Below are 16,020 nucleotides of genomic sequence, written 5' to 3'. Positions count from 1 at the left end.
GACTCAGGCCAGCGACGCGAACGCGTCCCGCGTGAGGTTTTCCGGCGCGCCCTCGGCCTGGCAGACAACGTCGTCCTCGATGCGGATGCCGCCGAAGCGCGCCAGGCGCTCGACCTTCGCCCAGTCCACCGACTTCGCGGCCGGCGTGGCGCGGAGCTTGTTCAGCAGCGTCGGGATGAAGTAGAGCCCCGGTTCGATCGTCACGCACATGCCGGGCGCGAGGTCGCGCGTGAGGCGCAGATAGGGATGGCCGTCCGGCTTGGCGCGCGTGCCGCCGGCCTCGCTGGCCATGAAGCCGCCGACGTCATGCACCTGCAGACCCAGGAAGTGGCCGATGCCGTGCGGGAAGAACGTCGAGGTCACGCGCTCGGCCAGCATCGCCTCCTCGCTCATCGCGACCAGGCCCTGCTCGCGCAGGATGCGGGCGATGTGACGGTGCGTGCTCAGGTGGATCTCTCGGTAGTCAACGCCGTTGCGCACCTCGCCCACCAGCGCCAGCTGGGCCGACTCCATCGCGGCCAGCAGGGCATCGAACTCGGCACTGTCGGCATCGCCGCGCGTCCAGGTGCGGGTGATGTCCGAGGCATAACCCGACACCTGCGCACCCGCATCCACCAGCAGCGAGCGCGACTGCGCCGGCCGCGCCGTGTCCTGATACTGATAGTGCAGCACGGCGGCATGCTCGTTCAGTCCGACGATATTGCCGTAGGGCAGGTCCCGGTCGGTGTGGCCCGCGGCGATCAGATAGGCGCGATGGATCTCGGCCTCGGAGCCGCCCGCCAGGAAGGCATCCCGCGCAGCCCGATGCGCCCGCGCACCGATGCGGGAGGCCTCGCGCAGGCACTGCACCTCGTAGGGCGTCTTGCTGGCGCGGGCCCAGTGCAGACTGTGGATCAGGGCGTCGGGGTTGTTGGGCACCAGATGCTGCAGGGCGGCATCGGCCTCGCCGACGATGGCCACGCGGCTGACGTCCGCCGGCAGGTGCTGCAGCGCCTGCTCCGGCTCGCTGATCACGCGAAGCTCGACGTGCTCGACCCAGTACCCCGCCGGCGGTGCGGGCGGCACATGCCAGTAGTCGTCTGGCTGGTAGTACACCAGCAGCGGCTTCTGGCCGGGGCGCACCAGCAGCCAGCTGTAGGGGTGCGCCACCAGGGGCAGCCAGGCCTTGAAATGCGGATTCGGCTGGAAGAGGTAGGGTCGGTCATCCAGGAAGGCGTACTTCTCGACCCCGGACGCCACCAGCAGCGCGTCATGGCCGCTGAGACTCAGCGCGCGCTCGGCGCGGGCCTGGCAGGCCTGGATGTGCTCGGCATACAGCGCGGGGATGCGGGGATCTTGGGCGGCGTGGCTCATGGCAACGGATGGGGCGCGGTGACGCCCGGTAGCGGTCAGGTGGAGCGTGCATTCTCGGTCAGACGGCGCCGGCCCGCCTTCGGTCATGCCCAGGGGGACCGGTGCACCGCCGCGATCAGCCGCGCTCGTCCCAGACCACGCCCTCTTCCGTGATCATGGCCTGCAGCGGCACGTCGTGCGGCTCGGCCTTCAGCAGCGGCAGGAAGCCGTGCGCATAGCCCACGCCCACGGTCGCGGGACGCGGCTGCAGCGCGGCCAGCGTGCGGTCCATGAAGCCGCCGCCATAGCCCAGGCGCAGGCCGCAGGGACCGAAGCCCACGCAGGGCACGACGAGCAACTGCGGCTCGAAGACCTCGGTGTCCTTGGGCTTGGGAATGCCGTAGGCGTCCTCCTCCATGGGGCAGCCCGGGTACCAGACGTGGAAGCGCAGGGTGCCGTGCGCCTTGTCCACCACCGGCAGGCCGATGCGGCGGTCCTCGTGGGCCTCGCTCCAGCGGTAGAGCGCCGGCAGCGGGTCGAACTCGCCCTTGATGGGCCAGTAGGCGCCAATGGTCAGTTCGGGACGGGTGACCAGCCAGACCCGCAGCACCTCCTGCAGCCCGGCGGCGAGCTCGAGACGATGGGGCAGAGCCAGGCGATCCTGGATGAGCTTGCGGCGCAGCGCGACCTTGTCGTTCAAATCCACAGGCAAGACCCTTGCATGGCAGGAAGCCTGCATCCTAGCCGGGGTCAGGCCTTGCGGCCAGCCTCGGCGTCAAGGCGAGGACTGTTGCGCCTATCATGCGGCGATGTCCAAGGAACTGCTCGACCACGCCCTGGAGCTGCTGGCCCCGCTGGGCTCGCTGCGCAGCCGGCGCATGTTCGGCGGCTGGGGCCTCTATGTGGAGGACCTCTTCATCGCGATCATCGCCTTCGAGCAGCTGTTCCTGAAGGCGGACGACGTCACCGTCCCGCGCTTCGAGGCCCTGGGCTGCCGCCGCTTCGAGTACGAGCGCGAAGGCAAGGTCGCGGGCCTGCGCTACTTCTGCCCGCCGGAAGAGGCGCTGGAGTCCCCCGCGCTGATGCGGCCCTGGGCACAGCTGGCCCTGGAGGCGGCGCTGCGGGCGCGGCAGAAGGCGAAGCCGCCGGCCACGGCGCGCGCGAAGAAGGCAGCCGCCTCGGCGGCCCGGCCGCGCAGCAAGGGCTGAGTCACGCCCGTTCACGCGCCCCGGCATGGACCGTCCCCTCACCGGCAGGGCCGAGAAGACCGTGCAAGTCATCGGTCTGCTGCTGGCACTGGCGGTCCTGGGGCTGGCCGTCCTGCTGCTGAGAGACCTCGGGCCTCAGGCCAGCGCCTCGGCCGCCGCCGCCACCGGCCTGGGCCTGATCGGCATGGGTCTGCCGCTGCTCGGCCTGTCGGCGCGGCTCCTCATCCCCAGTTCAGCCGCCCTGTGCTGGCCGTCGAGGCGCCGGCGCTGCGGCGTCCGCGGCGCCTGGCTGCTGCTCTGGGCGCTGAACGGCGCCCAGCGCTGCTGATGGTGGGCGCGGCCCCCTGGGTCGCCGCCCGGTGGCCTCAGGCCTGAGCCGCAACCGGTCTCACCGGCGCCTCCCTGCTCAGGCGATGACCAGACCATGACTGCGCGAGCCGGCGCTCACCGGACGGCGCTTGAGCTCCGGGCACGCCAAGGGCGGCACCAGCAGCTGGAAGCGGGCCTGCGGCCAGGCCTCCAGCACCAGCTCCGCCCCCGACGGCACCGCGAGGCTGTCACCCGCCTCCAGCCACACATCGAGCGCCGGGCGGTTCATGCGGCCGTCCCGCGTGAGCCACACGCGGCCTTCCAGCACCTTCAGCTCCCGCGGCCCTGGACCGATGGGCAGCTTCAGGGCCTCGCCCTGGGCCAGACGCCAGTCGGCGCCATGGTCGGCGGCCTGCTGGATTGATGCGGATTCTGCGGCAGTGATACGGCTGAACATGGTTTTCCCCTGCGTCCCCCCTGGCCTGCAATTCGCACAGACACAGTAAAAATCGGGAACGTGGAGTGATACTAGGGTCTGCCCGGAGCAGCGTCCAATGACATCGCTGCGTCACATTGATGCGTTTCCGTCATGAATCCAAGCCGCCAACGCCCTCTCGCCATCGGCCCGCTGCGAGCCTTTGAGGCCGTCGCACGCCACCTCAGCTTCCGCGCCGCGGCCGAGGAGCTGCACCTCACGCAGTCCGCCATCAGCCGCCAGATTCGCTCGCTCGAAGAGGAGGTCGGCTGCCAGCTCCTCCTGCGCGGCACCCGGCACGTGGAGCTGAGCAGCCACGGTTCGCTGCTGCTGGGCACGGTGCGCGGCGTGCTGGACCGGCTCGACACCACGGTGCGCCAGATCCGCCAGAGCCAGGGACGCAAGGTCGTGAACGTGACCACCTTCGCCTCCTTCGCCTCCTTGTGGCTGCTGCCGCGCCTGGAGGCCTTCCATCGCCTGCATCCGGACATGGACATCCGTGTCTCGGCCCACGACCAGATCATCGACCTGGACGACAGCGAGATGGACCTGGCCCTGCGCTACGGGCCCACGAACCTCCTTCCGCCTGATGCCCAGCGGCTCTTCGGCGAGATCCTCACGCCGGTCGCCAGCCCCTGGCTGCTGCAGCAGGCGCAGAGCGGCCAGCTGCCGCCGCTGCGCCAGGCGAGCGACCTCGCCCTGCACACGCTGGCGGAAGAGGACGATCAGCGGCCCTCGGGCGTCTACGTGAGCTGGCGGCGGTGGTTGGCCGAGCAGGGGCAGAAGGACCTGCAGCCGCGGCGCTGGATGTACCTGAACTTCACCTACCAGCAGGTGCAGGCCGCGCTGTCGGGCCAGGCCATTGCGCTCGCCCGCCTGGCGCTGGTGAGCGAGCCGCTGCAGCGCAAGGAGCTGCTGGAGCCCTTCGGCCCGAAGGCGCGCATGGATGCGCCCTCGTCCTACTGGCTGGTGATGTCACGCCAGGGCCGGCAGCGGCCGGAGGCGCTGGGCTTCGCGCGCTGGGTGCAGGAGCAGGCCGCCCTCACCCGCCACGCCATCGGCGATGGCCTCACGGGCGACGAGGAGGAAGGCCTCGGCGGCGACTGAGGCGGCCCCGGGCTCAGGGCGCGATCAGGCCCGCTTCCGTCAGCACGATGGTGAGGGGCTGGTCGTGCGGCTGCACCGACAGCTCGATCTGCCCGGCCTGCCAGGCCAGGCCCACGGTGGTCACGCCCGGATGGGCCGCCAGCCAGCGGTCGTAGTAGCCGCCGCCATAACCCAGCCGGAAGCCCGCCAGGGTGAAGCCGACGCAGGGCACGAGCAGCACATCCGGCTGGACCACGGCCCCGGCGCTGCTGGGGATGCCGCACTCGTCCTGCACGGCCGGCGGCTGGCGATCCCAGCGGCGGAAGTCCATCTGGCGGTTCGCCTTGCGCGCAAAGGGCAGCGCGAGGGTGCACTCCTGCAGCCCCGAGGCCGACGCCAGCAGCGCGGCTGCGTTAAATTCGCCTTCAAGCGGCCAATACAAGCCCAGGCACTGCGGCTCGAGCTGCTCCAGCAGGCCGAGCAGACGCTGGCCGAGCTGCTGCTCGGCCGCGGCAAAGGCCGGCGAGGCGATGAACTCACGGCGCTGCTGCAACAGCGTCTGGCGCAGGACGGCCCGATCGGGCGAAGTATTGGTCGACACGGGATACCCCATCAAGGACACGCATTGAACGCAGTATATGGAGCGCCCCGCGCCACGCCGGCGCCCTCGGGCCATCGTCACGCCACCCGCCGGTTCGTGACCCTCATCACCGCCGGCCTGCTGGGCCTGGCAGCCGCCGGGGTCCAGGCCCAGGCCATTCCCCTGCCCCTGGGCGGCGCGCAGGCGGACCTGCTCACGGAAGCCCGTGATGCGCTCAAGGCCCGGGACCGCAAGCGCCTGCAGGCGGCGTCCGCGCAGGCGCAGGCCAGCCAGCACCCGCTCGCGCCCTGGGTGGCCTACTGGGACTACGGACTGCGGCTGACGGAGCTCGGCCCGCAGGACCTCGAGGACTTCTACGCACGCTTCCCCGGCACCTACGTCGAGGATCGCCTGCGCAATGACTGGCTGCTGGAACTCGGCCGCCGCCGGGACTGGAGCAATTTCCAGCGTGAACTGCCGCGCTTCAAGATGGCCGACGACCGCGAGGTCACCTGCTACGGCCTGCTCGCCGAGCACGCACAGGGGCGCGACGTGCGCGAGCGCGGCCGGGCGGCATGGCTCGCCCAGAAGGACGGCGACGACGGCTGCGCGGCGCTGGCCAGCGCCCTCGTCGAGGCGCGCAAGCTGGGCCCGGCGGACGTCTGGACCAAGCTGCGGCTCTCCGTGGAATACGCCCGGCCCCGCGCCATCCGCCAGGCGATGGAGCTGCTGCCCAAGCCCGCGCAGGCCGCCGCCCAGGAGGCGCTGGACAACAACGCCCGCTTCATGGCGCGCAAGGTCGCCTCGCTGGGCCGCTCGCAGGCCGAGCTGGCCACGCTGGCGGTCATCAAGCTCGCCGGCAACGACCCGGCCCAGGCCGCCGATGCCCTGCAGCAGCGCTGGGCCCAGGGCCTGCCGAACGAGCTGGCGGCCTGGGCCTGGGCGCAGGTGGCCAAGCAGGCGGCGTTCCGTCTGCTGCCTGACGCCGCGGACTACGCCGAGCAGGCGATCAAGCTGCAGGGCCGGCCCGCGGCGCGGGACTGGAGCGAGGACAGCTGGGCCTGGATCGCCCGCGCCGCACTGCGGGCCGAGCAGGGCCGCGGTCGCCCCGCGCTCTACAACGCCGCGCACGAGGCGCTGCAGGCCTTCGAGGCCAAGGAACCCGTCTGGGCCTACTGGCGCGCGCGGCTGCAGCTCAGCCAGGCGCCGGCCGGTGCCGCGGGTGAGCCCCAGCGCCAGCAGGCCCGCGCCGCGCTGCAGGCCATGGCCAATCCCCTGCACTTCTATGGCCAGCTGGCGGCCGATGACCTCGGTCTCACGCTGCCGCTGCCTCCCGCGCCTGCCCCGCTCACGCCCCATGAACGCGGCGTCGCCTTCACGCACGGCGGGCTGAACCGCGCCCTCGCACTGATCGCCACCGGGCTGCGCAACGAAGGCGTCAGGGAATGGAACTTCAGCCTGCGCGGCATGGGCGACCGCGAGCTGCTGGCCGCGGCGCAGCTGGCCTGCGACCGCGAGGTCTGGGACCGCTGCATCAACAGCAGCGAGCGCACGCGCACCGAGATCGACGTCAACCAGCGATTCCCGCAACCCCTGCTGAAGGAGCTGAGCGCCAAGGCCGGTGAGGTCGGGCTGGATCTGCCCTATGTCTACGGGCTCATCCGCCAGGAGTCCCGCTTCATCCAGGACGCCCGCTCGCACGTGGGCGCCAGCGGATTGATGCAGGTGATGCCGGCCACCGCCAAGTGGACGGCGAAGAAGCTGGGCATCGAGTACCGGCCGGAGTACCTGCTGGACCGGGACTTCAACCTGCGCATCGGCACCGGCTACCTGAAGCTGGTGCTGGACGATTTCGGCGGCGCCATGCCCCTGGCCGCCGCCGCCTACAACGCCGGCCCCGGCCGTCCCCGCCGCTGGCGCGAGGGCCAGGTGCTGGACGCCTCGCTGTGGGCCGAGAACGTGCCCTTCAACGAAACCCGCGACTATGTGAAGAAGGTGCTGGCCAACGCCACGGTGTATGCCCGCCTGATGGGCATGCCCCGTGCCACGCTGCGCGAGCGGCTGGGCAGCACCGTCGGTCCGCGGGACCAGGCGGCGCCCCTGGCCAACCAGGATCTGCCCTGAATCGGCCACCGTTCTCGACGGTCGCCGGCATTTTTTCCAGGAGTCTGAGATGTCCGAGTTCCTCGCCCCCGGCCCACGCCTGCTGATCCTGGGCGGCACCGGCTTCGTCGGCCGTGCCCTGTGCCGTCAGCTGGTCGCGGCCGGCTACGGGCGCATCACGGTCCCCACGCGGCGCCCGGCCCATGGCAAGTCGCTGAGCGTGCTGCCGGGCGTGACAGTGCTCCAGGCCGATGTCCATGACGACGCCACGCTCGCTCGGCTCGTCGAGGCGGCCGACGTCGTCGTGAACCTGATCGCCATCCTGCAGGGCAGCGAGGCCGCCTTCGAGGCGGCCCACGTGCGCTGGCCGCAGCGTCTGGTGCGGGCCTGCGAGGCGGCCGAAGGAGAGTCGGGCAGGCGGCGGATCCTGCACGTCAGCGCACTGGGCGTCAGCGAGGACGCCCCCTCGCGCTATCTGCGTTCCAAGGCGCGGGGCGAGGCGGTGATCCGCGCGGCGGGCCTGCCCTGGCACATCGTGCGGCCCTCGGTCATCTTCGGGGCCGAGGACCGCTTCCTGAACCTGTTCGCCGACCTGCAGCGCGTCTTCCCCCTGGTGCCGCTGGCCGGCGCCGACGCCCGCTTCCAGCCGGTGTGGGTGGAGGATGTGGCCCTCGCGCTGCGCCGGCTCATCGAGCTGCCCGGCACGGCGGGGCGCGTCTACGAGGCCGCCGGCCCGGAGGAGCGGCGCCTGCGCGAGCTCGTGCACCTGGCCGGCGAGTGCCTCAGCCAGCCACGCCCCATCCTGCCGCTGCCCGCGCCGCTGGCCTGGCTGCAGGCGGTGTTCATGGAGTGCCTGCCCGGCGAGCCGCTGATGTCCCGCGACAACCTGGACTCGATGCGCGTGCCCAACGTGGCCAGCGACCAGCTCCCGGGACTGCACGAGCTGGGCATTGCACCCCGCAGCGTGCGTGGCGTCCTGGCGGCGGCACCGCGGGCCGCGCAGCTCGACCGCTGGCGTCTGCGTTCGGACCGCTGAGGCGCCCTTGAGCGCACCCATTCGCGGCGCGCATCAATCACTTGCCGATTTGTCAGCACTGCGAAGCGGCCTCAGCCCCTAAGCTTCGGCCTCCCCCATTGAACCCCGAGAGGAGACTCCCCATGAAGCTGGTCATCGGCAACAAGAACTACTCGTCCTGGTCCATGCGCCCCTGGGTGCTGGCCAAGGGCCTGGGCATTGGCTTCGAGGAGGTGATGCTGCGCTTCGATTTCAGCGAGGGTTCGCCCTTCTACCAGGCCCTCGCCGCGCACACACCGGCCGGCAAGGTGCCCGTGCTGATCGAGGATGACGGCTTCGCCGTGTGGGACACCCTGGCCATTGCCGAGTACCTGGCCGAGCGCCACCCCGAGGCCGGCGTCTGGCCGCGGGACGCCCGCCTGCGCGCCCGCGCCCGCAGCCTCTGCGCCGAAATGCACTCGGGCTTCGGCCAGCTGCGCACGCACTGCCCCATGAACATCGAGGCCGATCTGCGGGCCAAGGGCGCCGAGCTGATGGCCGCTGAGGCCGGCCTGCGCAAGGACCTGGCGCGCGTGTGCGAGCTGCTGGAGAACGCGCTGAGCGCGAGCGGCGGCCCCTTCCTGTTCGGGGACTTTGGCGCGGCCGATGCCTTCTATGCGCCGGTGGCCATGCGCATCCGCACCTATGGCCTGCCCGTGCCCGCCGCCGTGGGGGCCTATGTGGATCGCCTTGCCGCCGCACCCGGTGTGCGTGACTGGATCACGCAGGCCCTGGCCGAGCACGATTTCATCGCGGACGACGAGCCCTACCGCACGGCACCGTCCCAGGCCTGAGGGCGGCCTGCGCGTGGGCCTCAGCGGCGCAGCGGATCCGCCTTGAGCCCGGACGCCGCCAGGGCGTCGCCCCATTCCCGCTGCTGGCGGGCGAACTCGGCCCACTCGGCAGCGGCGCGCTCGGCATGGTGCGCCGCACGGTCCGCCTCGCCCACGGCCGCGAAGATCTGCGCCAGGCGGGTGTGGGTGGCAGCGCGGTCGTCGACGTCGCACAGCGGGTCCAGCTCCACCTCGGACTCGCGTGCCTGCTGGAGAGCCGCCTCGGGCTGGTCGCAGTTCAGGCGGCACCAGGCCAGGTCGGACATCAGACTGCTGCCCAGCCGGGCCAGGCCCCGCGAGATGGCCAGGGGCAGGTGCTCCTCGTAGAGCGCCTTGGCCTGCACGAAGTCGCCCTGGATGGTGAGGATCTGCGCGCGCAGCAGCGGCGTCAGCTCCGCGAGCACGGCGGCGCCCACGGCGGCGTCGTAGTGCTTGACCGAGTCCACGCCCAGCAGCAGCTCGGGCGCCTGGGCGGCCGCCGTGGCCAGGGCCTTCCAGCGCACCTGCGCCGTGCGCATCACGGCCATGTTGTACATGAGGGCGGAGATGGTGGCGTCGTCGCCATCCGCCGCGGCATAGGCGCGCGAGCGCTGGAACCACGGCAGCGCCTGGTCGAGCTGGCCGGCGTACTGCCAGCACACGCCCAGCACCATGTGCACGCGGCCGCGCGCGACGTGGTGCTCGGGGGCGGCCACGCGCAGGCATTCCGCCGCGTGGGTCAGCACGACGGGCAGGTCATGGCGCACATAGGCCAGCTGCGCCAGCCAGGCATGCGACAGCGCCTCGACTTCCACCTGCTGGATGTTGCGGGCGATGCTCAGCGCGCGCTGGATCTTCTCCTGGGCGCTCGAGCCGAAGTCGGTGTAGTAGCTCATCAGGCCCTCGGCCAGATGCAGCCAGGCGCCCACCTCGGGATGCGGATGCTGGAAGGCCATCTGGTGGAGCACCGTCAGCTGCTCGCGGGCCTCGTTGAGGGCGCCATGACGGGCCAGCAGGATGGCGCGTCGTGCCTTGAGGCAGGCCGCGGGCACCGGGCTCCGGGCCTCGGCAATCTCCTTGTCCAGCTGCTTGAGCAGGCGCGACTTGATCTCCATGCAAGACTCCCTCACTTCGGCGCCCGACCGGACGCATGCCCCCTGCAGGGCGGCGGTTGATTCGACAGCGGTGCAGCTTGCCAGACGGCGGCGCCCTCGCGCCTCGTCTGGATCAAGTTCAGCGCGTCAGGCGCTCCAGGGCTTCCTGGTACTTGGCGGACGTCTTCTCGATCACTTCGGCGGGCAGTTGCGGCGCCGGGGCCACCTTGCCCCAGGGCTTGCCGTCCACCTGGGCCTGCTCCAGCCAGTCGCGCAGGAACTGCTTGTCGTAGCTCGGCGGATTGCTGCCGACGGCGTAGCTCTCGGCAGGCCAGTAGCGGGAAGAGTCGGGCGTCAGCACCTCGTCCATGAGCGTGAGCGTGCCATCGGCGTCCAGGCCGAACTCGAACTTGGTGTCCGCGATGATGATGCCCTTGGTCAGGGCATAGTCCGCCGCGCGCTGGTAGAGCTGGATCGCGATGTCACGGACCTGCTCGGCGAGCTCGCGGCCGATGATGGCCACGCAGCGGTCGAAGTCGATGTTCTCGTCGTGGTCGCCCATCTCGGCCTTGGTGGCAGGCGTGAAGATCGGCTGGGGCAGCTTGGAGGCGTTCTGCAGGCCGGCCGGCAGCTCGACACCGCAGACCTTGCCGCTCTCCTTGTACTCGGCCCAGCCGCTGCCGGCCAGGTAGCCGCGGACCACGGCCTCGATGGGCAGGGGCTTCAGGCGCTTGACGAGCATGGCGCGATCCCGCACCTGCTCGCGCTCGGCCTCGGAGACGACCGACAGCGGGTCCTCGCCCGTCAGGTGGTTCGGGACGATGCCGTCGAGCTTGTCGAACCAGAACAGCGCCATCTTCGTGAGCAGCGCGCCCTTGCCCGGGATGGGTTCGCCCATGATGACGTCGTAGGCCGAGATGCGGTCGCTGGCGATCATCAGGATGCGGTCTTCACCGACTGCGTAGTTCTCACGCACCTTGCCGCGGGCCAGGAGGGGGAGCGAGGTGATGGAGGAGTTCAGCAGGGCAGCGGTCATGGTGGGCATCCGTCGAAGAGGCGCCGATTTTAAGGGTGGCGCAGGCAAAAAAAGACCCGCGGGTCTCGCGACCTGCGGGTCAAGTTCGTGGAGCTTCGTCTTCGTCAGTCAATCATTGCACGACTTGGGCCAGTTCGCCACGGGCGTAGGCCTCGGCCACCTGAACAAGGGTCAGGGGCTTGATCTTGGCGGCCTGGCCCTCGCAGCCGAATTCCAGGTAGCGGGCCTTGCAGACCTGCTTGGCGGCCTCGCGGGCCGGCTTCAGCCACTCGCGGGCATCGAACTTGTCCGGGTTCTCGAACAGGAACTTGCGCACCGCGCCGGTCATGGCCAGGCGGATGTCGGTGTCGATGTTGATCTTGCGCACGCCGTGCTTGATGGCTTCCTGGATCTCCTCGACGGGCACGCCGTAGGTTTCCTTCATCTGGCCGCCGTACTGGTTGATGATGGCCAGCAGCTCGGCGGGCACCGAGGACGAGCCGTGCATCACCAGGTGGGTGTTCGGGATGCGCTTGTGGATTTCCTTCACGCGGCTGATGGCGAGGATGTCGCCCGTGGGCTTGCGCGAGAACTTGTAGGCGCCGTGGCTCGTGCCGATGGCGATGGCCAGGGCGTCCAGCTGCGTGGCCTTCACGAAGGTGGCGGCCTCTTCCGGGTCGGTCAGCATCTGGCTGTGGTCCAGCTTGCCGGCGGCGCCGATGCCGTCTTCCTCGCCGGCGTCACCGGTCTCGAGGTTGCCCAGGCAGCCCAGCTCGCCCTCGACGGTCACGCCGACTTTGTGGGCCATCTCCACGACCTTGCGGGTGACGTCCACGTTGTAGTCGAAGGACGACGGGGTCTTGCCGTCTTCCATCAGCGAGCCGTCCATCATGACCGAGCCGAAGCCGAGGTCGATGGCGCCCGAGCAGACCTTGGGGCTGGTGCCGTGATCCTGGTGCATCACCAGGGGGATGTGCGGGTAGGCCTCGACGGCCGCCTGGATCAGGTGCTTGATGAAGCTTTCGCCGGCGTACTTGCGGGCGCCGGCGCTGGCCTGCAGGATCACCGGGGCGCCGACCTCGTCAGCGGCGGCCATCACGGCCTGCACCTGCTCCAGATTGTTGACGTTGAAGGCCGGGATGCCGTAGCCGTGCTCGGCGGCATGGTCCAGCAACTGGCGCATGGAAACGAGGGCCATGATGAAACTCCGAGGAAGTGAAAAATCCTGCTGGCGCGACTGGCGGCAGGCCCGGGAGCCCGGCCGGATCACCGGGCAGGCTTGAGCATAGGCATGTAACCGCGCCGTAACTGCCCGGGATTCTAGCGGCGAGGGCCGCCAAAACCGGCGCCCGACCCCGGCAAGCCTCGCGCCGGCCCCCGCAAGTCGGGTGCCGGGGTGGCGCTCACGGGGGCGCCGGGGCCGGGTTGGGTCGCTTGCGAAGGGGCGGTCTGCGGGCTAGGCTCGCAACTGGTCCGCCACTGGTGTGTTGCGCCGATCCCAAGCGGCGGACCGGTCCGCCCTTGCACCCGCTGTTGCGCGCCTGGCCTGCGGGGGCTTGCGGCGACACTGGCAGCCCTCTCATGGAGCATTCATGACCCGACTGTCCGTCGACCATCTCACGCTGTGGATCACCGCGGCAGCCCGTGAGCATTCGCTGGATCTGCCGGCGCACGTCGAGGAGCGCACCGGGGCCAGCCACCGCGCGGTGCTGTCGGCCCTGCGCCGGCTGGTCGATGCCCAGTGGCTCACACGTGAAGGCAGCACGCGCCGTCCCGTCTATGGCCCGGGCGTGCTGCGGCAGGTGGTGCGGACCTACTCGCTGCATGGCTTGCAGGAGGACCTGCCCTGGCAGCGGGACTTCGCGCCCAACTTCGCCCTGCCCCGCCATGTCGCCCGCATGGTCCAGCACGGCTTCACGGAACTGGTGAACAACGCGGTGGACCACAGCGGCGGCACGAGCGTCACGGTCTCGCTGCGCCAGACGCCCAGCCACGTGCAGCTGCTGGTCTCGGACGACGGCTGCGGCGTGTTCAACCGCATCTGCGAGTCCTTTGACATCGCCGACCCTCAGCACGCGATGCTGGAGCTGTCCAAAGGCCGCCTGACGAGCCAGCCGCAGATGCACACCGGCCGCGGGCTCTTCTTCAGCTCGCAGCTCGCCGACGTGTTCGACATCCACGCCAACGGGACGGCCTTCCAGCGCCGCGCCTGGGAATCGACGGGCTGGCAGCCGGGGCGTCCGCTGCCGCGACAGGGCAGCTCGATCTACATGTCCATCGCACTGGACAGCTCCCGCACGCTGGACCAGGTGCTGGAGGCCTGGAGCACCGACGGCACGGGCATCGAGTTCGACCAGACCAAGATCAACCTGCGCCTGGTGGCCGGGCCGGGCCAGGCGCTGGATTCACGGGCGCAGGCGCGGCGGGTGGCCGCCCGGCTGCCGCAGTTCAAGCGGGCCGAGGTCAGCTTCGAGGGCGTGGAGGACGTGGGCCACGGCTTCACGGACGAGCTCTTCCGGGTCTTCGCCCGCGCCCACCAGGAAGTGGAGCTGGTGCCGACGAACATGACGCCGCGCATCGAGGCGCTCGTGCGCAGCGCGCAGAAGTCCTGAACGCGCCGGGCCCCGGCGCTACAGCGAGCTGTCGACCAGGGCCTGGATGGCCGGCTGCTGGCGGCGCATACCCGCGTTGAGGGCCGGCAGCACGCGCAGCCACGGACTGCCCAGCGCGCCGGCGATGTGAACGGGTTCGCTGACCAGCGGCACGGGGCCGATGTGCACCTGCAGCGGCAGCCCGCCCTCCTCCCGCAGACGCCGCTCCAGCGCCGCAGGATCGGCGCTGCGATGCGTCATCAGCGCGACGTCGCAGCGGTCGGCGAGCAGCATGCGCAGCCGGTTACGAGGGTCGCCGTCGGCATACTCGACGCGGAAATCGCGGCCCTTGGCCGCGTCCACCTGGGCGCCGTAGCTCGCGGCCCGGCTGAGGCAGACGGTCCGCCCCTGCAGGTCGGCGAGACTGCGTACCTGCAGCGCCCGGCCCCGGCGGTACACGGGCCAGACGCGCGAGCTGAAGAGCGGGTCGCTGAACGCCAGGAGCCCTTCACGGGCGGGCGTGCGACCGAGGCCGAAGGCCAGGCAGTCACCCCGCTCCAGCAGGGCCAGCACGCGGGCCATGGGGGCGAACTGCAGGTCCCAACGCCAGCCGGCGGCCTGCGCGAGCAGGTTCAGCAGGGGCAGGACGAAATCCCGGTTGACGTGGTCACCGACAGCCAGCGGCACCTGCATCAGGGCGTCGGGCGAGGACGCCGAGGCACTCCAGCCCACGCGCGGCCAGGCACCGGCGCCCGCCACCATCAGGCCCTGAAGCAGACGACGACGGGACAGATCGGCAGGCGCAGACGGAGGGCGAGAGACGGGCATGCAGGCGCGCGCGACCCCATGCCGCGCAGGGCCGGGAGCTTACGCCAGGCGGGGGCGGCCGGACGCGACGACCACGGCCGCCGCGTGCAGCTTTACTCGACCCGGCAGACCTTCAGCATGTTGGTGCCGCCCGGATAGCCCATGGGCTCGCCGCAGGTGATGGCGTAGGTGTCGCCGGGCATCAGCACGCCGCGCTCGACGAGCAGCTGCTCTGCGGCCTTCAGCGCGACGTCGCGGTCCTCGTACTTGGGCATCAGCAGCGGGCGCACATTGCGGTAGAGCGTCATCTTGCGCTGCGACTGCGGCGTGGTGGTCAGGCCGAAGATGGGCACGTGGATGCGGTGGCGGCTCATCCAGAGCGCGGTGGAGCCGGACTCGGTCAGCGCCAGGATCGCCTTGCAGCCCAGGTGGTGGGCCGTGAACAGCGCGCCCATGGCGATGGCCTGGTCGATGCGGCCGAACTGGCGGTTGGTGAAGTCGGTGTCAATGGTGACGAACTCGGCGATCTCGGCCTCCAGCGCGATGGCCGCCATCTGCTCGATGGTCTCGACGGGGAACTTGCCGGCGGCCGTCTCGGCCGAGAGCATCACGGCGTCGGTGCCGTCGAGCACGGCATTGGCCACGTCCGACACCTCGGCGCGCGTGGGCACCGGATTGACGATCATGGACTCCATCATCTGCGTGGCGGTGATGGCGACCTTGTCCAGCTCGCGGGCCATGCGGATCATGCGCTTCTGCAGCGCCGGCACGGCGGCGTTGCCCACCTCCACGGCCAGATCGCCACGGGCGACCATGATGCCGTCGGAGGCCTTGAGGATGGCCTCCAGGTGCGGAATGGCCTCGCTGCGCTCGATCTTGGCGATCATGCCGGGCTTGTGGCGCCAGGGCTCGCCGGCCACGTTGGCCAGCTGGCGGGCCATCTCCATGTCGGTGGCGTTCTTGGGGAAGCTCACGGCCAGGTACTCGCACTGGAAGGACATGGCGGTCTTGATGTCCTCCATGTCCTTGGCGGTCAGGGCCGGCGCGGTGAGGCCGCCGCCCTGCTTGTTGATGCCCTTGTTGTTGGACAGCTCACCGCCGAGCTTGACGATGGTGTGGACCTGCGCACCGCGCACCGCCTCGACGGTCAGCACGAGCAGGCCGTCGTTGAGCAGCAGCGTGTCGCCGGGCTTCACGTCGCGGGGCAGCTCCTTGTAGTCCAGGCCCACGATCTCTTCATTGCCCAGCTCGGTCCGGTTCGCGTCGAGGATGAACTTCGTGCCGTTGACCAGCTCGATCTTGCCGTTCTCGAACTTGCCGACGCGGATCTTGGGGCCCTGCAGGTCGGCCATGATGGCCACTTCCTTGCCGACGGCGGCGGCGGCCTCGCGCACCATGCGGGCGCGGTCGATGTGGTCCTGCGCCTTGCCGTGCGAGAAGTTCAGCCGCACCACGTCCACCCCCGCCCGGATCATGCGCTCCAGCACCTCGGGGGTGGAAGACGCGGGACCGAGAGTGGCAACGATCTTGGTGGCACGGGTCATGGGCAGCTCG

16 protein-coding genes are annotated in these 16,020 nt (G+C 70.6%); 7 read left to right on the top strand and 9 right to left on the bottom strand.

The features are described 5' to 3' along the window. Positions 1–3: 3 nt before the first annotated feature. Positions 4–1,353: a Xaa-Pro dipeptidase gene (gene pepQ / locus QRD43_RS11315; protein ID WP_285982591.1), complete on the bottom strand. Its 1,350-nt coding sequence runs from the start codon at positions 1,351–1,353 to the stop codon at positions 4–6. Between the two features lie 115 nt (positions 1,354–1,468). Further along, positions 1,469–2,071, bottom strand: a complete 603-nt coding sequence (locus QRD43_RS11310) for a 5-formyltetrahydrofolate cyclo-ligase (protein WP_285982590.1) — start codon at positions 2,069–2,071, stop codon at positions 1,469–1,471. Positions 2,072–2,141: 70 nt separating this feature from the next. Between QRD43_RS11310 and QRD43_RS11305 the strand changes: the two genes are divergently transcribed. Together QRD43_RS11305 and QRD43_RS11300 are read left to right on the top strand one after the other, a co-directional pair. Beyond that, positions 2,142–2,540 carry a TfoX/Sxy family protein gene (locus QRD43_RS11305; RefSeq protein WP_285982589.1) on the top strand — a complete coding sequence of 133 codons (399 nt, stop codon included), beginning with the start codon at positions 2,142–2,144 and terminating at the stop codon, positions 2,538–2,540. A gap of 25 nt (positions 2,541–2,565) precedes the next feature. After that, positions 2,566–2,868 (top strand): hypothetical protein, encoded by a 303-nt coding sequence (locus tag QRD43_RS11300; protein WP_285982588.1) that lies wholly within the window; start codon positions 2,566–2,568, stop codon positions 2,866–2,868. Positions 2,869–2,946: 78 nt separating this feature from the next. On the opposite strand, the gene QRD43_RS11295 is transcribed toward QRD43_RS11300, so the two are convergent. Next, complete coding sequence (locus tag QRD43_RS11295) at positions 2,947–3,306, bottom strand: DUF2917 domain-containing protein (protein WP_285982587.1); 360 nt, start codon at positions 3,304–3,306, stop codon at positions 2,947–2,949. Between the two features lie 132 nt (positions 3,307–3,438). Here QRD43_RS11295 and QRD43_RS11290 point away from each other — a divergent pair, with 132 nt between their 5' ends. Next, entirely contained in the window at positions 3,439–4,431 is a 993-nt protein-coding gene (locus QRD43_RS11290) for a LysR substrate-binding domain-containing protein (RefSeq protein WP_285982586.1), read from the top strand. A 13-nt stretch (positions 4,432–4,444) separates the two neighbouring features. Here the strand turns inward: QRD43_RS11290 and QRD43_RS11285 are convergent, their stop codons facing one another. Beyond that, the gene (locus QRD43_RS11285; RefSeq protein ID WP_285982585.1) at positions 4,445–5,011 is read right to left on the bottom strand and encodes a 5-formyltetrahydrofolate cyclo-ligase; all 567 of its coding nucleotides are present in this window, start codon (positions 5,009–5,011) and stop codon (positions 4,445–4,447) included. Positions 5,012–5,107: 96 nt separating this feature from the next. Between QRD43_RS11285 and QRD43_RS11280 the strand changes: the two genes are divergently transcribed. The 3 genes from QRD43_RS11280 to QRD43_RS11270 all read left to right on the top strand — a co-directional run bounded on the left by QRD43_RS11280 (position 5,108) and on the right by QRD43_RS11270 (position 8,941). Then, complete coding sequence (locus tag QRD43_RS11280) at positions 5,108–7,114, top strand: lytic transglycosylase domain-containing protein (protein WP_285982584.1); 2,007 nt, start codon at positions 5,108–5,110, stop codon at positions 7,112–7,114. Between the two features lie 49 nt (positions 7,115–7,163). Continuing rightward, positions 7,164–8,129 (top strand): complex I NDUFA9 subunit family protein, encoded by a 966-nt coding sequence (locus QRD43_RS11275; protein WP_285982583.1) that lies wholly within the window; start codon positions 7,164–7,166, stop codon positions 8,127–8,129. A gap of 122 nt (positions 8,130–8,251) precedes the next feature. After that, a complete protein-coding gene (locus tag QRD43_RS11270) occupies positions 8,252–8,941 on the top strand; it encodes a glutathione S-transferase family protein (protein WP_285982582.1) in 690 nt (229 codons plus the stop codon). 20 nt (positions 8,942–8,961) lie between these two features. Here QRD43_RS11270 and QRD43_RS11265 read toward each other — a convergent pair whose 3' ends face one another. From QRD43_RS11265 to fba, 3 genes are all read right to left on the bottom strand, one after another. After that, positions 8,962–10,074, bottom strand: coding sequence for a hypothetical protein (locus QRD43_RS11265; RefSeq protein WP_285982581.1), 1,113 nt, complete (start codon positions 10,072–10,074; stop codon positions 8,962–8,964). A gap of 118 nt (positions 10,075–10,192) precedes the next feature. After that, entirely contained in the window at positions 10,193–11,089 is an 897-nt protein-coding gene (locus QRD43_RS11260; RefSeq protein WP_434063866.1) for a phosphoribosylaminoimidazolesuccinocarboxamide synthase, read from the bottom strand. 112 nt (positions 11,090–11,201) lie between these two features. Continuing rightward, the gene (fba, locus tag QRD43_RS11255; protein ID WP_285982579.1) at positions 11,202–12,266 is read right to left on the bottom strand and encodes a class II fructose-bisphosphate aldolase; all 1,065 of its coding nucleotides are present in this window, start codon (positions 12,264–12,266) and stop codon (positions 11,202–11,204) included. Positions 12,267–12,660: 394 nt separating this feature from the next. On the opposite strand from fba, the gene QRD43_RS11250 reads away from it, so the two are divergent. Continuing rightward, the gene (locus QRD43_RS11250) at positions 12,661–13,680 is read left to right on the top strand and encodes an STAS-like domain-containing protein (protein WP_285982578.1); all 1,020 of its coding nucleotides are present in this window, start codon (positions 12,661–12,663) and stop codon (positions 13,678–13,680) included. A gap of 18 nt (positions 13,681–13,698) precedes the next feature. Here the strand turns inward: QRD43_RS11250 and QRD43_RS11245 are convergent, their stop codons facing one another. Continuing rightward, entirely contained in the window at positions 13,699–14,487 is a 789-nt protein-coding gene (locus tag QRD43_RS11245; RefSeq protein WP_285982577.1) for a substrate-binding periplasmic protein, read from the bottom strand. 92 nt (positions 14,488–14,579) lie between these two features. Beyond that, positions 14,580–16,010, bottom strand: coding sequence for a pyruvate kinase (gene pyk, locus QRD43_RS11240; protein ID WP_434063865.1), 1,431 nt, complete (start codon positions 16,008–16,010; stop codon positions 14,580–14,582). Positions 16,011–16,020 lie beyond the last annotated feature (10 nt).

The sequence above is a fragment of the Roseateles subflavus genome (assembly GCF_030285365.1).
GTDB classification, from domain to species: Bacteria; Pseudomonadota; Gammaproteobacteria; order Burkholderiales; family Burkholderiaceae_C; genus Roseateles_B; species Roseateles_B subflavus.
This window is presented reverse-complemented; position numbering and strand designations above follow the sequence as displayed.